General features: G+C 41.5%; 14 protein-coding genes and 1 other RNA gene. 6 read left to right on the forward strand and 9 right to left on the reverse strand.

Translation table 11 applies throughout. From position 1 onward, the window contains the following. Nucleotides 1–9: 9 nt before the first annotated feature. Genes dapF through KJA62_RS03555 form a run of 3 tightly spaced genes read right to left on the reverse strand, consistent with a single transcriptional unit; the run spans nucleotide 10 to nucleotide 2,928 of the window. Nucleotides 10–792: a diaminopimelate epimerase gene (dapF, locus tag KJA62_RS03545; RefSeq protein ID WP_213318644.1), complete on the reverse strand. Its 783-nt coding sequence runs from the start codon at nucleotides 790–792 to the stop codon at nucleotides 10–12. A gap of 46 nt (nucleotides 793–838) precedes the next feature. Next, nucleotides 839–1,420, reverse strand: coding sequence for an ATP-dependent Clp protease proteolytic subunit (locus tag KJA62_RS03550; RefSeq protein ID WP_213318645.1), 582 nt, complete (start codon nucleotides 1,418–1,420; stop codon nucleotides 839–841). A 14-nt stretch (nucleotides 1,421–1,434) separates the two neighbouring features. Then, entirely contained in the window at nucleotides 1,435–2,928 is a 1,494-nt protein-coding gene (locus tag KJA62_RS03555; protein ID WP_213318646.1) for a glycine hydroxymethyltransferase, read from the reverse strand. A 323-nt stretch (nucleotides 2,929–3,251) separates the two neighbouring features. Between KJA62_RS03555 and KJA62_RS03560 the strand changes: the two genes are divergently transcribed. From KJA62_RS03560 to rnpB, 3 genes are all read left to right on the forward strand, one after another. Continuing rightward, nucleotides 3,252–3,932 carry a uroporphyrinogen-III synthase gene (locus tag KJA62_RS03560; protein WP_213318647.1) on the forward strand — a complete coding sequence of 227 codons (681 nt, stop codon included), beginning with the start codon at nucleotides 3,252–3,254 and terminating at the stop codon, nucleotides 3,930–3,932. A gap of 229 nt (nucleotides 3,933–4,161) precedes the next feature. Further along, nucleotides 4,162–4,923: a zinc ribbon domain regulatory protein CdsZ gene (gene cdsZ, locus KJA62_RS03565; protein WP_213318648.1), complete on the forward strand. Its 762-nt coding sequence runs from the start codon at nucleotides 4,162–4,164 to the stop codon at nucleotides 4,921–4,923. Between the two features lie 7 nt (nucleotides 4,924–4,930). Beyond that, nucleotides 4,931–5,334: RNase P RNA component class A (rnpB, locus tag KJA62_RS03570), an RNA gene on the forward strand. A gap of 1 nt (nucleotide 5,335) precedes the next feature. Here rnpB and KJA62_RS03575 read toward each other — a convergent pair. The 6 genes from KJA62_RS03575 to KJA62_RS03600 form a co-directional block, all read right to left on the reverse strand. Further along, nucleotides 5,336–6,340 (reverse strand): KpsF/GutQ family sugar-phosphate isomerase, encoded by a 1,005-nt coding sequence (locus KJA62_RS03575; RefSeq protein ID WP_246481893.1) that lies wholly within the window; start codon nucleotides 6,338–6,340, stop codon nucleotides 5,336–5,338. A 26-nt stretch (nucleotides 6,341–6,366) separates the two neighbouring features. After that, nucleotides 6,367–7,590, reverse strand: coding sequence for a dihydrolipoamide acetyltransferase family protein (locus KJA62_RS03580; protein ID WP_213318649.1), 1,224 nt, complete (start codon nucleotides 7,588–7,590; stop codon nucleotides 6,367–6,369). A gap of 3 nt (nucleotides 7,591–7,593) precedes the next feature. Then, the gene (locus tag KJA62_RS03585) at nucleotides 7,594–8,841 is read right to left on the reverse strand and encodes a dicarboxylate/amino acid:cation symporter (RefSeq protein WP_213318650.1); all 1,248 of its coding nucleotides are present in this window, start codon (nucleotides 8,839–8,841) and stop codon (nucleotides 7,594–7,596) included. Further along, nucleotides 8,838–9,923, reverse strand: a complete 1,086-nt coding sequence (lpxK, locus tag KJA62_RS03590; protein ID WP_213318651.1) for a tetraacyldisaccharide 4'-kinase — start codon at nucleotides 9,921–9,923, stop codon at nucleotides 8,838–8,840. Before lpxK ends, KJA62_RS03585 begins: the two co-directional genes overlap by 4 nt. A 239-nt stretch (nucleotides 9,924–10,162) precedes the next feature. Next, the gene (locus KJA62_RS03595) at nucleotides 10,163–10,972 is read right to left on the reverse strand and encodes a TrmH family RNA methyltransferase (protein WP_213318652.1); all 810 of its coding nucleotides are present in this window, start codon (nucleotides 10,970–10,972) and stop codon (nucleotides 10,163–10,165) included. Beyond that, a complete protein-coding gene (locus tag KJA62_RS03600; protein ID WP_213318653.1) occupies nucleotides 10,957–11,784 on the reverse strand; it encodes a class I SAM-dependent methyltransferase in 828 nt (275 codons plus the stop codon). Before KJA62_RS03600 ends, KJA62_RS03595 begins: the two co-directional genes overlap by 16 nt. A 284-nt stretch (nucleotides 11,785–12,068) precedes the next feature. Here KJA62_RS03600 and nrdR point away from each other — a divergent pair, with 284 nt between their 5' ends. Genes nrdR through lspA form a run of 3 tightly spaced genes read left to right on the forward strand, consistent with a single transcriptional unit; the run spans nucleotide 12,069 to nucleotide 13,474 of the window. Next, complete coding sequence (gene nrdR / locus KJA62_RS03605; protein ID WP_213318654.1) at nucleotides 12,069–12,533, forward strand: transcriptional regulator NrdR; 465 nt, start codon at nucleotides 12,069–12,071, stop codon at nucleotides 12,531–12,533. 14 nt (nucleotides 12,534–12,547) lie between these two features. Beyond that, nucleotides 12,548–12,922: a TraR/DksA family transcriptional regulator gene (locus KJA62_RS03610; RefSeq protein ID WP_213318655.1), complete on the forward strand. Its 375-nt coding sequence runs from the start codon at nucleotides 12,548–12,550 to the stop codon at nucleotides 12,920–12,922. Nucleotides 12,923–12,925: 3 nt separating this feature from the next. Further along, entirely contained in the window at nucleotides 12,926–13,474 is a 549-nt protein-coding gene (gene lspA / locus KJA62_RS03615) for a signal peptidase II (RefSeq protein ID WP_213318656.1), read from the forward strand. Nucleotides 13,475–13,517: the final 43 nt, after the last annotated feature.

The following is a 13,517-nucleotide window of genomic DNA, read 5'->3' on the forward strand; positions in this document are numbered from 1 at the left end:
CCAAAATGTTCAAACTATAGATTCCTCTGAAAGTTTTAATTCTTTAACAGGGCCTGTTAAAAAAACTTTTTTTCTATCTTCAGAAAAGTCTACTACCAAAACACCTTCCGATCTTGTTTTTATATAAACCTGAAGACCTATTGGTTGTAGAAAAGCTGCCGACAAAGCTACAGCTACAGCACCGGTACCGCAAGCCTGAGATTCTCTTTCTAGGCCCCTCTCATAGGTAAACACCTTTATCTCTTTGTTGCCTATAAATGTGGCAAAATTTACGTTAACACCTTCGGGAGAAAAAACGTCATGCCAACGAAGCTTTCTTCCGTAATCAAAAACTTCTTCCTCAGATAATGTTCTCGATACAAAAACAACCAAATGCGGAACCCCAGTATTCAGCCAAAACATACGACTTTCTGGAAAAAAACTTTTTCCTAAAGAGACAGGACGGAAGTTCCAGTCTTCCTTGGTCATGTCGACCGTCACTTGACCTGAAGAAGATACTGTGGCTTTATAGATCCCCGAAAAGGTTTCCACACTCACTTCCGACAATCCTCTCTGAGTAGCTACGTGAAAAACTAGACACCTGAGCCCATTCCCACACATCTCCGCACGAGAACCATCACTATTAAAAATGCGAACAGCGACGTCCGCTACAGAAGAATCAGAAAGAGCCAAAAGCCCATCAGTCCCCGTCTGCATGCTCAAACGAGAACACTCTTCATCAGAAAGACTTGCTGCTTCACAAACAGCGAAAGTATTTCCCGCTCCAGAATATTTCTTATAAGAGCTACCCATCGACAGCAAAATTCTATTTTATATGACCAGCAGCCAATTCTCAGAATTATAAATCATTAAACGAAAACAACACCCCGTCCAAAAGACCAAAAGCTTTAGCCTCATCAGCTGTCATCCACGTATCCCTATCTATAGCTTTTTCTATAACATCCCTAGGTTGTTTTGTTGCCTTTTCGTAGAGGTCTACCAAACGGGCCTTAGTTTTAAGAATCTCTCTAGCATGAATATCCAAATCCGTGGCCTGCCCCGTTATGGCTCCTCCAATAGATGGTTGGTGAATCATAATGCGAGCATTAGGAGTAGCAAAGCGTCGTCCAGGTTCCGCACATAAGCTCAATACAGATCCCATGGAGGCTGCTAAACCCGTAACCACAGTCGTGACTGGAGATGTTATCATTTTAATTTGATCCCAAACAGCGAAGCCTGCATCCACTGAACCACCAGGACTATTGATAACGAAAGTAATCGGTTTTCCAGGATCTATCATTTCTAGAAACCAGAGCTTTCTGATCGCTTCCGAAGAGCTTTTTTCCGTTACAGGCTCGCAAAAGAATATACGTCTCGACTCTAAAATTTTGCGCTCAATAACGTCTCGCAAATTGTGAAAAGATTCTTCATTGGAAGGCATAAATTTTTTTCTCCTTACTGTTCAAGAACGCTAAGATCTACTTCCGGGTATAATGGAAACCGGGCCAACAAATCAAGGACCCGCGATTTGGCTTCCTGACTAATGTTCTCTGGAAGCTCTCCAAATTTTTTATTACTGTTACCGTCGACATTATGTTTCACAACAATATTTCGCAACACTTTAACGAGGATATCCGCTATTTCATGCATCTCATGAACACCCATTCCCAAAGTTGTTAAGGCGGCTGTCCCCAAACGAATCCCTGAAGTATCCCATTTACCAGGCTCATCGGTGGGTATAGAATTTCTGTTCACAGAAATGCCAACAGCTCCCAAAATGTCCTCGGCAATTCTTCCTGTAAGACCTATTGCAGAAACATCAACAAGCACCATATGATTATCCGTCCCCCCCGTCAACAGCCGTAACCCTCCAACCATTAACCTGTCGGCTAGTGCTCTAGCATTTTCTACAACAGCATGAGCATATTTTTTAAAATCTACAGACAAAGCCTCTTTGAGGGCCACAGCTTTGGCTGCGATAACATGAGGCAAGGGACCTCCCATCATCATGGGACATGCTTTATCCAAAGTAGAGGCAAAAGCTGCTTTAGATAATACCAGCCCGCCTCGAGGCCCTCTCAAAGTTTTATGAGTGGTTGTTGTCAAAATATCTGCATAAGGCACAGGATTCTCTCCCCCAGAAAACACGCCCCCGGCAATTAACCCAGCAAAATGAGCCACATCAGCAACAAGAACTGCCCCTACATCATCTGCTATCTGCTTAAGAATGGAAAAATCTAAACGACGGGAATACGCTGAATAACCGGCAATCAAAATCTTCGGTCTTACCTCTTTAGCCCTACGAGCTATCTCGTCATAATCAAAACGTTCTGTCTCTAGATTTACCCCATAACATCTGCATTTCACAAGTTTAGAAATGATATTCAATCGAACATCTCCATGGGTCAGATGCCCTCCAGAATTCATTGAGGGACCCAGACAAACAACGTCCATTAGCTCCCTACGCAACCTATCATACTCTTCCTCGGAAAGATTATTGACCGTCTTATAACCCAACCTAGATACAATATCTCCTTGAACCCTATCATTTAGAATAGCCATAACAGCCAAGAGATTAGCATCAGCCCCACAATGTGGCTGCACAGATGCGTACTCTGCACCGAACAACTCCTTAGCCGTTTCCGCACAATCCCACTCAATAGCATCTACATTTTCGCAACAAGAATAAAAACGCCTGAAGGGGCTTCCTTCCGAATATTTATCCGTTAGCAAATTTCCCATAGCGAGCTGAACGGATAATGAAGAATAATTCTCAGAAGCGATCAGCTTCAAACGTGATCTCTGAGCCTTTAATTCATCGATGATTTTCTTCCCAACGGATGGAACATGCTGCAACAAGTGATCTAAAGAAGCTAAATACGCTAGAGCTGCCATTTTATCCTTCGGGACAGATCCTTTATCGAAAAAACCTTTCAAAAGAGTAGACATGTTGCATCCTCCAAAGTGAAAACACGAAAAATCCCGACACCGCCCATAGGGACAAAAAAGCAAAGCCCCACCAGCAAGCTAGACCTGCCTGCCCTGACTCACGAAAGGACGAAACAACCCCCTCGAACAGCTTATAGTCCAATTTCTTTCAGCCTAACGTCATGAACTCAGCACTTGAGTGCCAGATCGGAGCATCTTACTGCATATTCTTTTGGTTTTGCAAACAAAAAAAATAACGATTTTCGTCTTAATTTTTATTCCAAAAATTTGAATGCTTAGCTTTAATCCAGGACCAGAAAACAAGAAAATCCTCCCCTGTTGCTATGCCAAAAACCTCGCATTTTTCAAGACAAAAGCCTAGAAAACTCTACTTAGGACAAAACCGACATACAGCCTCATCTTTAAATGCTGCGTTCTTCCCTATCCTCTCCGTAAAGAAAATGGCTCTTTCCTCACCAAAAACTCGTCGCTTGTTTAAGAGTATTCCCTATTCAACCCACGTTCTGATAACTAGCCCTTCCGCAGCTAAACTTTTTGCCAAAACTGCTATAAGCTTGGGGTATCAGTACTTCATTAAAAAACTCCAGTATCTATCGATAGGTCAAACTACATCCAAAGTACTGAGAACCTACATCTCTCAATCCATCTCTATTAAAGAATCAGAACATCCTATAGCAGAAAGTCTTGCATCATTACTCCCAACGCTATCCCCTAACTCTTTAGTTCTTTATCCCTCCTCCTTTTTAGCTAGAAAAATTCTTTTAAACACCATGGCTACGCATAGCATCCCTCATAAACATTGTTTCCTCTACAGCATGCTGCCTAACAAACTACCTAAGCATTATCTAGACTTCTACCAAGAATTCTTGTTCACTAGTCCCTCCGGAGTTCGAGCATATGTCAGTCAACATCCCTTCATAGAAAAAAAAAGATATTCCTGTATTGGTGAAATTACTGCTCGAGAACTCCAAAAATATCACGAAAATTTCTCCTTATTTAAATAAAAAATATTAACCCTTAAAAAAGACAACTCTACTCTTCCTTTTCCCAAGCAAAGAATTTTTTGATTGCTTGCAAGCTAGAAAAAGCTTCTTTACTTCTTAGAAGAAAAGAGCTAAATTAGTCTTTTCTCTATATTACCACGGTTGATGGGAGGGGTTTTTCGCGTGACAAAGCGATCGAGAAGCTCCGCTAGGGTTATCACTAAGCTGGCTTATTTCAGAAGGAAGGAAAATGCAAGACGCTTTTCAAGTCATTCTAAGTATTCAAGAACTTGATATCAAAATGATTCGTCTCATGCGGGTGAAGCAAGAACACCGCAAGGAGCTGTCGAAGGTTCAGTCCTTGAAAATGGATATTCGAAGAAAAGTTTCCGAAAAAGAAGAGGAAGTCTCTGTTCTCCGAGAAAAGATTAGAGAAGGTGAAGCTCGCATTCAAGAAGTTTCTGAACAGATTAACAAATTGGAAAGTCAACAAGCAGCTGTGAAGAAGATGGATGAGTTCAACGCGTTAACCCAAGAAATGACCAACGCCAGTAAGGAACGTCGATCTTTGGAGCATCAGGTCAGTGACCTCATGGATAAGCAGGCTGCAATCGAAGATCTGGTTGTTTCTCTAAGAGAAAGCTTACAGTCCACGGAATCTAGCAGCGAGTCCATTGAAAAAGAAATCACTGAAAGCATCCGGAAGATTAATGAGGAAGGCCGCTCTCTTTTAGAACAGAGGTCTGAACTGACTCAACAAAGTAATCCAGAACTGTTTAAGATATATGAACGGTTGCTGAAAAACAAATTAGATAGGGTTGTTGTACCAATAGAAAATCGTGTGTGCAGTGGTTGCCATATTGTGCTTACACCTCAACACGAGAACCTTGTAAGAAAAAGAGACCGGTTAATTTTTTGCGAGCACTGCTCTCGAATTCTTTATTGGCAAGAATCTTCAGAAAATCTTCAAGAAGGTACAGCAAAACGTCGCCGCAGGAAATCTGCTGTTTAAAAGTTATCGGAAGAGAAAGGCAATCGCTGCTCCTGGAAGGGGGTTCGCCTCAGTTAAGGGAGGAGAGGAAAGTCTGGACTTCAGAAGAGAGGATACCAGAGAAATTCTGGGGACCGCAAGGTTACGGAAAGTGCAACAGAAAACATTCCGCTTTTAGCGGTTTCTCCGCTAATAAGACAGGCTGAAAATTCTGATTTTGAGAATCGGAGACATCAAGGTGACTTGGTGTGCATGCAAACCCTATCCGAAGCAAGGGAGGAGGCTATTGTTTCTGCGAAAGCTTGCTTTTCGGGCAAGCGAGCCTCTGAGAATCGCTTGAGGAATTCGGCGACGGATTCCCTAGATGAATGATTGCCCATCGAAGGCTGAGGCCTTCTTTGACAGAATCCAGCTTACTCTCTCTTCCGAATTTTTATAATAATAAAAGCCCATGACGAGCTAGTGTGTGCATATGAAGAAGTCCCACTACCTGACGTTTCTTTAGGGAGTCCACGACAGGCAGCACCGTAACTGGCGAGCCGGCTTCCATGTCTTCCAAGGCATCATGTATAGAGGCTTCTCTCAATACTAGCCGAGGATTTTTAGTCATAACCTCGGTCACAGGTAGGTCAAGAAAGTTATTGCCCTTTTCTCTCAAATTCCTACGCAGATCTCCGTCCGTAAATATGCCTTCCAAAGTTCCCTCAAGCCCCAAAACAAGTACACAACCAAAACCTCCAGAAGAAATAATCTCCAAAGCTTTTCTGACGGAACAACCAGTCGAACAGATGGGCACACATGATAAGGGAGACATCACATCCTCAACTTTCGCATTGGCCCGAAATCCGATAGTCCCCGCAGGGTGATTATTCCCATAATCCTCAAAGGAAAGCTTACGAACCCTAGCAACTGTTGTAGCCAGGAAATCCCCTAATAAAAGCTGATATTGTGTGGAAGTTGTTGGAGCTAAATGAAAGGCATCTATCTCTCTTGCAGAAGGAAGGGTAATTACAAAATCCGCCAGAAAAGCCATTCTAGAATAAGCTCCCGAGGTAACAACGAAAACTTCAGAACCTTTATTTTGGAAATACGGGATCTGCTTTACTAGTTCTTCCGTTTCGCCGCTGTTAGACAACAAAACAACGATATCACCTTCACGAACTGCTCCTAAATCTCCATGAAGAACATCTCCCGCATTCAAGAAAAAAGCTCTTTCTCCGAATGACTGGAACGTAGCTGCAATTTTTCGAGCAATAAACCCACTCTTTCCTACCCCAGAAAAAAACAAATTTCCCGAACTTCCTAGAATCTTTTCTACCAGCGGAGAGGCAAGGCTAAGGTCAAAAGAGGAGAAGAAGTTGTCCATACCTGATTTTTGCAAAGACAAAACTTCTTTCATAACTAGGTAACAACACCCCACGCCTCTGTTTTCAGACATTAACCACCCTTGTCAGTGAACCCTCACTAGCTAATCGTAACAGACTCTATACGATTTTTCAATGCCGTTAAAAATTCACTGCCATAAATGCCATCAATGACTCTATGATCGAAAGTTAGCGTAATGTACATCATCTTTCTAATAGCCAATGAATCATCTTCCTTGACCATCACTCGTTTTTGTATTGTTCCAATACCTAAAATTGCTATTTCTGGATAATGGATTATGGGCATGCCTATAAGCGCTCCCGTCATTCCAAAATTAGTCAAAGTTACGCTGCCGTCTTTTACTTCAGAAAGATCGAGTTTGTTTGCTCGAGCCCTTGCAGAAAGATCTGCTAATGCTTTTGCAATACTAACAAGGCCTCTCTCCTGACAATTTCGAATAACTGGAATGACTACACCTTCTTTGTTGAGATTAACAGCAATCCCCACATTGATAGACTTTTTAACAACAATAGTATCCCCTTCCATGGAACCGTTGAGCAAAGGAAATTGCTGCAAAGCTTTTGTTAAGCACTGAACGATAAAACTCGTGACAGTCAATTTGACACCATGAGCTTCCATGAACCGTTCTTTTTCCTCTGCTATTAAGTTGACCATACCCGTAACATCAACGTCCACAACCAAAGAAGCATGGGGAACCTCATCCGATGCTTTTACTAATGAAGAGGCTATAGCCCTTCTTAGGGGAGACAAAGGTATTCGATTTTCATCTACAACAGGTGCGCCATCAGAAGAGCCACTGCTTACTTGCTCCTCTTTAGAAAGAAGATAGCTTTCTACGTCTTTCCTTGTAATTCTTCCATCTATCCCTGTTCCCACAAGCCCCCTGAGCTCCTCGAGATCTATCCCGGATCTTTCGGCTAAACTTAAAACAGCAGGAGAAAACCATGCAGAGATGCCTTTCCTTGAAGAGGATTTTAACGTCTTAACCTCTGATAACTTTTGTATATCTTGATCTTGGCTCTTGGGACAAACTGATTTGCTATCTGACACATCTTGAATTTCCGCAGAAGTTTCGATATAAGCAAGCACTTCAGAAACGCCAACTTCTTTACCCTCTTTGGCCAGAATGGTAACAAGTTTCCCTGAAACAGGAGAAGGAAGCTCCGTAGCAATCTTGTCTGTAGAAACCTCTAACAACGGTTCATCAGAACAGACAACATCTCCTTCCTGTTTGAACCATCGAATAACGATTCCTCCGGAGGAGGTTTCTCCTATTTTGGGAAATTTGAACAAAAAAACCATACGTTATTGTCCTTCTGCTAAACCTATCATTTCTGACTCACAAGTTTCCTTTGAACTTAAAGAAAAGTTATCTTGATTTTTCTCTCCGGCATGAACGCAAGCTGCAACCACAGCATCTCCTAAAATGTTCATTGGGGTACCCACAATATCTCTCAACCTATCGATGCCAGCCAGGATAGCCACCCCTTGAACAGGAAGCCCTACTGAGGCTAACACCGAGCCAAGAGTAATCATACCCCCCCCAGGAACACCAGCACTTCCTACAGCAGAAAAAGTGGCCGTAATGACTAACATGACTAAACTATAGAACGACAGAGAAAAACCGTACACCTGAGCAATAAATACGGCCGCCATACCCTGAAAAATAGCCGTTCCATTCATATTCACTGTAGCACCCAAAGGCAAGACAAAGCCCGTAATTTCTTTGGAAACTCCTATGCGATCAGAAACACATTTCATAGTGATAGGTAGTGTGGCGGAACTGCTAGCCGTGGAAGCCGCACAAACAATGGCGTCCATCATACCTCGTAAAAAACCTGAGAAAGAACTGCCACAACGAAAACGTATCAAACTACCAAAAACTAGAACAGCGTGAACGAAACAAGCCAAATAAAATACAGCTAAAAATTTACCGAGTTGTAACAGGATACTAACCCCATGTATTCCTGATATCCAAGCCATAGAAGCCGCTACTCCAAATGGAGCAAACTCCATAACCAAGTTGATCATCTGCAACATAACTTCAGAGGCACTGTTGAACAATTTTTCAAGAGCTAATCCCTTATCTCCAGCCAAACGAATAGATATTCCTAAAAACAGAGAGAAAATAATAATTTGTAATATATTCCCTTCAACAAAAGACCGAACAGGATTGGATGGAAAAAGATTTACAATAACTTCTGAAGCTCTGGCACTCGCTTTTGGCGCAACCCAAGAGGCGACCTCATCAATCACACAACCGCTCCCGGGCTTAAAAAGACTAGCAAAAATCAAACCTATAGCTATAGCTACAGCCGTCGTTAGCAGGTAGAGACTCAGACTTTTAATCCCTATACGCCCTAATTTTTTAAGATCACTAATAGAAGCTATTCCAACAACCATGGAGGCAAATACTAGAGGGTACACCACCATACTTAAGAGATTCAGGAAAACATCCCCTATGGGTTTCACTAGAACAGCCTTATCTCCAAAAGCCAACCCGGAAATAACGCCGATAAGCAAACCTAGTAGTATTTTCATCCATAATTTCATTTTTTTCTCCTTTCGCATGAGCGACAGATTTTTTTAAGGAGATCACTTAAAAATTTCTGATTCCCATCAACATTTGCTTTCGAACAAACTACTCCTATAGGTAGTAGATTCTTTTCTCCAGAAAGATCTGGCATCTTGACGAAATCTTTTTCCGTGCAAAGCAAAATTTCGCCCTTGCGTAAAGCTGTTTTCGCTGAAAGAAATCGTAATTCCTTTTTAGTGATCGGTGAATGATCAGGCAGAACATATTTAACCAATATTTTAGCTCCACATTCTTCTACAGTACGAATGAAGCTTTCTGGAGAACCCAATCCGCAAAAAACACTGACACCAATATTTTTCAACAAATCATTACTATTACCTTTGTTTTGCAATTCACCATGCACAATTAAAAGTTTATCGAAGACCTGTCGAAAATAAATTCTAGGAATATTTTTAAAATCCTCTAGCGCACGTAAAGATTCTTCCGAAGTTTCACCATTAATGGCTATTAGGTCTGCCGATCTTAAGGCCTTGGGGCGATCTCTCAGACGACCTTTTGGGAAAAACTTTCCGCCTCCTAGAGGATCCTCTCCTCTAACAACAATAATATTCGCTTGCTTCTCTAAAGGAAAGTACTGCAACCCATCATCAAGAATGGCCACATCACATCCTAACTCTTCTGCTTTCTTGACTGAAAGCAAGCGATTTTTTCCTACAATCACAAAACCATTTGTGATTTTTTGCGATAACATAAATGGCTCATCTCCCACCTCTTGAGCCGTATGCAGAGATGGATTGACTAGCACAGACTTTGATCTAGAGGACAACTTTCCTTTGTACCCTCTGGATAAAACAGCGCAACGAAGCCCTTGGGAATAGAAAAACTCCGCGAGATAAGCTACCATGGGAGTCTTGCCCGTACCTCCAATAGCAATATTTCCTACTGAGACAACAGGGATACCCGCTGCTACCTTTTTCCTAAAGATAGAAACAAAGCGATGAAGCCCAGAGCAAAAAGCAAATATTGAAGAAAGAATTGCAAAAAACACCGAGGGTCTTCTCCTTTGCAGCAATCGCAAACACAGCGTGCGATAAATCATAAACAAAGAAGAAGGAAACTCTTTACTTATATTCTTCGGAGTCACTCGTAATTACCTCCCAAATCAGAAAGTCCTTGTTCGGATGACCGCACAAGGTAAAAGTCGACCGATTTTCCGAAATAGGAAGATCCCGTTTCGCCAAGCATCGCAAAAAAAACATTAAGTATCAAGAGAGAAAAATTTAATTTACAACTCAAAAAAGCATAGAATAAAAAACAAAATAAAAAAAATAATTTTAATTATAAAACTCTCTGACGAACAACCTCATAACAAATCAACGTCACAGACATCGCTAGATTCAACGAGTCTACAGCCCCCGCCATAGGAATGACAGCCTTACGGCTCTTGGAATTCAACCAAAACGAAGACACCCCATCTTTTTCGGAGCCAAAAACCAAAACCGTGGGCAAAGTGTAATCATAAGAAAGGTAACTTTTATCTGCTGATGGGGACGTAACTATCACTTGACATCCCATATCCTCAAATGTTTTAAAAGCTTCTTGGGAGTCCACACTCCATATAGGCACCGTGAAACAAGTTCCCAGAGAAGATCTAATAACATTGGGATTATACACGTCTACGGGGGAATCACAAATAACAACGCCGTCGACGCCTGCAGCATCTGCTGATCTAAGAATAGCGCCAAAATTACCCGGCTTTTCTACACCTTCAATCAGTAAGTAAAAAGGTTTTTTTTGCTTTCTTTTCCTAAAAAACTCTTCTTTCAACAAGGGCCTCTTCCTAGCTATAGCTATAACTTTGTCTCCGCTATCCTTGTAGGCCATTGACCCCATAACATCTGAAGAACAACGAACAATCTCTATTCTACTATCCATCTTGCTCAACCAATCGCTTTCGCCTTCCTTCAGAGAAACTTTATCGACAAAAAGTGTCCTGATCTCTATTCCGGCACCTATAGCTTTTTCCACTTCCCGGATTCCCTCTACCAAGAATTCTTCGCTTTCCTTACGCAAGCGACTCTTCCTACGTAATCCAACTACCTGTTTGACCCTAGTATTGTTCTTAGATGTTATTAGAACTTCTTCCATGCAGCAAAACACCCTGAGGGCACTTTATCGAAGCCCTCCCCTAAAAAACTTTCTCCGGAAAAAAACTCCCCTTCTCTACGGATGGCGCTTCTTACTAATCTTTCTACCAAAGCTGGCGTATGCCCAGGAGTATGTGACGAAGCTAGCAACAAGCTGGCCCGCGAAGACAGTAATTGATTACACATTGTCAATAGAGGGAAAAAATGTTCTTCAATGCGAAAAATTTCTTTGTTTGTACCTCGACCATATGTGGGCGGATCCAAAATTATTACATCGTAGACACTCTTTCTACGAATTTCTTTTTTTAGAAAAGAGAACACATCTTCTATGACCCAGAATATTCTTTTGTTAGGAAAACTATTCTTCAAATAATTCTTCTCCGCCCACCGAACAGCTGCTTTAGAAGCATCTACATGCCTAACAATAGCGCCAAGCTTAGCAAAAAACAATGATGCAGCTCCTGTATATGCAAACAAATTTAACACGCGACACTCAGGAGCATTCGCGATTACTTCAGCGAACAAAGGCCAAAAACTCATGTGTTCTGGGAAAAACCCTAGATGACCAAATGGAGTGCATTTTAGTTCAAAAACAAGTCCTTCCACTTGAAAGTCCCAATTGAAGGAACTCTGTTGAACCCCTTTCCAAGTCCCATCCTCTCCACTCCTGACAAATTCTGCAAAAACTTGTCTGCCCCACATATTTGGATTTGTTCTTGGCCAAATAGCAACAGGACACGGACGAACAACAATCTTGGAGCCAAACTGCTCTAATTTCTTACCTTCTCCGCTATCCAAAAGGTGATAACCCACGCTTGCTGAACCTTATGTTTAAGTCAAGGAACGATCTTTGAAAGCTATAGATGGTACCAATTTCTCTTAAAACCCGCAATTTCAGTCAGCATGTCATAAACAGAAAACCTTATTGAAGGTTACCTACAATGGCCTCTTCTAAAAAACAATGTTAGAAGAACAAATGCCAATAATTCAAAAATTTTATTACATATTTATTATATTTTGTTTTAGTCTCTGTAAAATTTACTTTGATTACAAAGGCTCTTTTTCCATAAACTGCCCTAAACGAGGAGATCTTGGGAATGAAATGTCCCTTTTGCAACCACGGAGAAATGCGGGTTATTGACTCCAGAAATTCTCCGGAATCAAACGCTATCAAGCGACGTCGAGAATGTTTGCATTGTGGGCAAAGGTTCACTACCTTCGAGACAATAGAACTTGTTATACAAGTACTCAAACGAGACGGCCGCTACGAAAATTTTCAAGACTCAAAACTAATAAATGGACTCAATGCCGCTTCTTGCCACACAAGTATTAGCCAAGAGCAAGTTCATGCGATAGCATTTAACGTGAAAGCTGAACTATTGAGGAAGCAAAATAGGGAAATTTCTACCAAAGAAATCGGAGAACTAGTAATGAAATATCTTAAAAAGACGGATATGATCGCCTACATCCGATTTGCTTGTGTCTACCGAAGATTCAAAGATGTCGGAGAACTCATGGAAGAGCTCTTATCCGCGTCACCTGAAGTAGAAAAAAATCTTTGAGGAGCTATAAACCAATGCCTTTGTCTGAAGAAGAAATTTTGTTTTTTAAAGAGCGTCTTTTAGAAATGAAATCAAGACTGTCGCACACCTTAGAGGGAAGCGCGCAGGAGGTAAAGAAGCCCAACGAAGCTACAGGATATTCTCAGCATCAGGCTGACCAAGGCACAGAAACTTTTGATCGTACAATCAGCTTAGAAGTGACTACTAAAGAATATGGCTTACTTCGACAAATTGAACGCGCTTTAGAAAAAATTAAGGAAAACACTTATGGGATTTGCGACGTTAGTGGGGAGGAAATCCCCCTCCAAAGACTTAAAGCTATCCCCTACGCAAACATGACCGTCCAAGCCCAAGAGAAATATGAGAAAGGGCTCCTTTCAGGAAACTAATCTATGAAAAAACGATCTAAGGCCGAGCAAAATGTGCTCGTCTTTCTTCTCTTTCCCATGTTTGTTGTTTGCATGCTCTTCATTGACTGGGGATCCAAGTTCTGGGTCCTCTACTCTCAGCAGCAGCACAAATCTCTGTTTGGGTTTTTCCAAAAACCTCTGTACTCCTCCTCTCTCTGGAATTTTACATTAGAAATATCTCCTACCTTTAATGAGGGAGCTGCCTTCGGGCTCTTCTCTTCCTACACGTACCCTCTACTACTTTTAAGAATAGCTATCGTAATTGGAATTGGTGCTTTTATAGTATCTCGCAGACATCTGGTCTCCAACGCCAACCTTTTTGGCCTTCTCCTTATCCTCAGTGGAGCCATCGGAAACATCGTAGATTTAATTTACTACGGAAAAGTTATCGATTTTATTAGTTTAAGTTACGCGAAAGCCCACTACTTTCCTGTGTTTAATTTCGCAGATATGCTTATATCTGCTGGAACTTTTATTTTATCCGTCAAGCTTTGTTTTTTCCCCAGAAAGGAAAGAAAAATAAACGCTTAATTTCCTCTAAAAGAACCACATTGGTATAATTATTGTCTTTTTC

Origin of the sequence: Chlamydiifrater volucris (assembly GCF_902806995.1) — a bacterium.
GTDB lineage: Bacteria > Chlamydiota > Chlamydiia > Chlamydiales > Chlamydiaceae > Chlamydiifrater > Chlamydiifrater volucris.

Excerpts from the sequence above, each read along its gene's own strand:
- dapF (WP_213318644.1), bottom strand. The coding sequence starts at position 792 with ATGGGTAGCTCTTATAAGAAATATTCTGGAGCGGGAAATACTTTCGCT.
- KJA62_RS03550 (WP_213318645.1), bottom strand. The coding sequence starts at position 1,420 with ATGCCTTCCAATGAAGAATCTTTTCACAATTTGCGAGACGTTATTGAG.
- KJA62_RS03555 (WP_213318646.1), bottom strand. The coding sequence starts at position 2,928 with ATGTCTACTCTTTTGAAAGGTTTTTTCGATAAAGGATCTGTCCCGAAG.
- KJA62_RS03560 (WP_213318647.1), top strand. The coding sequence starts at position 3,252 with ATGCCAAAAACCTCGCATTTTTCAAGACAAAAGCCTAGAAAACTCTAC.
- cdsZ (WP_213318648.1), top strand. The coding sequence starts at position 4,162 with ATGCAAGACGCTTTTCAAGTCATTCTAAGTATTCAAGAACTTGATATC.
- KJA62_RS03575 (WP_246481893.1), bottom strand. The coding sequence starts at position 6,340 with ATGTCTGAAAACAGAGGCGTGGGGTGTTGTTACCTAGTTATGAAAGAA.
- KJA62_RS03580 (WP_213318649.1), bottom strand. The coding sequence starts at position 7,590 with ATGGTTTTTTTGTTCAAATTTCCCAAAATAGGAGAAACCTCCTCCGGA.
- KJA62_RS03585 (WP_213318650.1), bottom strand. The coding sequence starts at position 8,841 with ATGAAATTATGGATGAAAATACTACTAGGTTTGCTTATCGGCGTTATT.
- lpxK (WP_213318651.1), bottom strand. The coding sequence starts at position 9,923 with ATGATTTATCGCACGCTGTGTTTGCGATTGCTGCAAAGGAGAAGACCC.
- KJA62_RS03595 (WP_213318652.1), bottom strand. The coding sequence starts at position 10,972 with ATGGAAGAAGTTCTAATAACATCTAAGAACAATACTAGGGTCAAACAG.
- nrdR (WP_213318654.1), top strand. The coding sequence starts at position 12,069 with ATGAAATGTCCCTTTTGCAACCACGGAGAAATGCGGGTTATTGACTCC.
- KJA62_RS03610 (WP_213318655.1), top strand. The coding sequence starts at position 12,548 with ATGCCTTTGTCTGAAGAAGAAATTTTGTTTTTTAAAGAGCGTCTTTTA.
- lspA (WP_213318656.1), top strand. The coding sequence starts at position 12,926 with ATGAAAAAACGATCTAAGGCCGAGCAAAATGTGCTCGTCTTTCTTCTC.